This window comes from Oleiphilus sp. HI0132 (assembly GCF_001635845.1).
Genome location: NZ_LWGJ01001169.1, coordinates 1 through 2061, shown reverse-complemented (window position 1 = coordinate 2061; position 2061 = coordinate 1). Strand labels below are relative to the sequence as shown.

Annotated in this window: 2 protein-coding genes; one reads left to right on the top strand and one right to left on the bottom strand. The window is 43.9% G+C overall.

The features are described from left to right. Nucleotides 1-1514: EAL domain-containing protein (locus A3766_RS16455; protein ID WP_156508934.1), on the top strand; the 1514-nt coding region annotated here is incomplete at its 5' end. A gap of 59 nt (nucleotides 1515-1573) precedes the next feature. On the opposite strand, the gene A3766_RS16450 is transcribed toward A3766_RS16455, so the two are convergent. Then, complete coding sequence (locus A3766_RS16450; RefSeq protein ID WP_068512558.1) at nucleotides 1574-1993, bottom strand: OsmC family protein; 420 nt, start codon at nucleotides 1991-1993, stop codon at nucleotides 1574-1576. Nucleotides 1994-2061: the final 68 nt, after the last annotated feature.

Genomic DNA, 2061 nt, shown 5'->3' with positions numbered 1-2061 from the left:
GGATAGCGAAAGGCTATAGCAAGTTCGTATGTGTAAACCATCAGGGTATGAAAGTTATTGAGCTGGGCTTACTAAAGTTTGCGACGTACCTAAGAGACCGGCGAATATCTCTGGATTTTGATTATGAACTACCCATGGTTAACCAGAGCCTCGACAATATGGTTGCCGAGGTTTACGACAAGATAGCGTATGAGTCGAATTATGACGAAGGTTCAGGCCTAATACGTAAATCAGAGTTTTGTCGTCAGGTTAGAACCTTGATGAAGAAAGGCAAGCGAACTGCAGAGTGTTACTTACTCTATATTCGTTTTTACGATACCAAAACAGATGATGCAGCAAGTTTGGAGCCGAGTTTCGCTAAGGATGTTGCAGGTCAATTGAGTGGTATGCTTGGTGGTGGTGTTTTAGGGCGGGTTAATGATTCTGACTTCGTCTTATTTACGGTTGACCATGGCGAAGAGTTTTTAGGTTTGCGGTGCCAGGATACGCTGGAGACTCTATGTGAGTCTGAAGAGACTGCATTGTCAGTGTTGATTGGTGAAAGTAAGGCGCATATGGGGTTTTATAACCCAGAGTCAATGATTCGTGCTGCATTAGAGTTAATTGAAGAGAGCTTTGCCCGAATACATCAAAGTGATGAGGGTGTCGATGGATCAGATTCAGAGTATCGAAATGAGCTTGAAGACGAGTTTGCCTCGGATGGCGTTCGTGTTAATGAACCAGAGCCTGTCGCCAATTCAGACAATATCCCGACTTTATATATTGACGAGTCAGAAAACATTTTACCTGAAGATATAGATTTTAGTGCGCTGACGCTTGAGCTGAAGATGCAGGTTGTGGAGTGTTTAAACAATACTGAGAGTGAGGCCGATGCGTCGAGCAGCAATAGCGTATTACAGAATCACGTGAACCTGTCGTGCTTTGTTGAGGGGGGGCAATCGCCTTTTGAGGTCAGTGGCGATGAAGATGCCAAAGAGCTGGATGCATGGTGGATTGCGCAGCTGATAGCCTTGCAGGCACATCAGCACCCTGTTTTAGATGATGAGAACTATGTCCGAGTGCAGATTAGTGGTTACTCTTTATGCGATGAAGAGTTTACTGAACAAATGCTTTCTCTTTCCAGAGCAGGGAAAATTCCCGCTAGAAAAGTATGTTTTGATCTATATGACTGCGCAGCGATTGAAGATATTCACTCTGCGGTGGCTTATATGAACCAATTAAAAGCGGAAGGCTTCAAATTTTGTCTCGATCACTTTGGCTCAGAGCGGTCTCCGTTTGCCTTTCTCAAAGCGTTGCCTTTCGATATGATCAAAATTGATGAGTCGTTTATGGAAGAGCTGAATCAAGCCGAAGGTGATGAAAAGGCGGCGGATTCGATTATAGAAATCGCTCACTATTTAGGTAAGAAAGTCTTGGCTAATGCCGTTGACACAGCCATCTGTCTGCAAAAAATGAAGCACTTGAAGGTCGATTTTGTTCAGGGCTCTTCCGTCTCTGCTTATATCGATTTATAGCAAGAGGCATAGAGCGAATTAGTGAGTTTAATTCGCTCTATATATTCAAGAACTATGGCTCAGGCTTCTTTTATCTCATAGCTGTGAGCGATTTCCACACCGCCTTTCTCAAGCATAATCGAAGCAGAGCAATACTTTTCAGCAGAGAGAGAAACGGCTCTTTTTACTTGGCTTTCTTTAAGCTGCTCACCACTGACAATGAAGTGGATGCTGATCTTGGTAAAAACACTGGGGACTTCGTCGGCACGTTCTGCGTCGATAATTGCTTGGCAGTCAGTTACGTTTTGACGGGATTTTTGCAGAATGCTCATGACGTCAAATGATGTGCAGCCACCCAAACCTAGTAGCAGCATTTCCATAGGTCGAGGGCCTTGGTTTTTTCCGCCATGGTCAGGAGGGCCATCCATTACTATTTCATGACCTGAGCCTGATTGACCTACAAATTTGGCGTCACCGCCCCAATTAATTGTTACGTTCATGTGTGTACCTAATGAGTATTCGTAATGAGAATTGAATTAGCGAAATTGCGTCGAAGAAGTACTTAAAA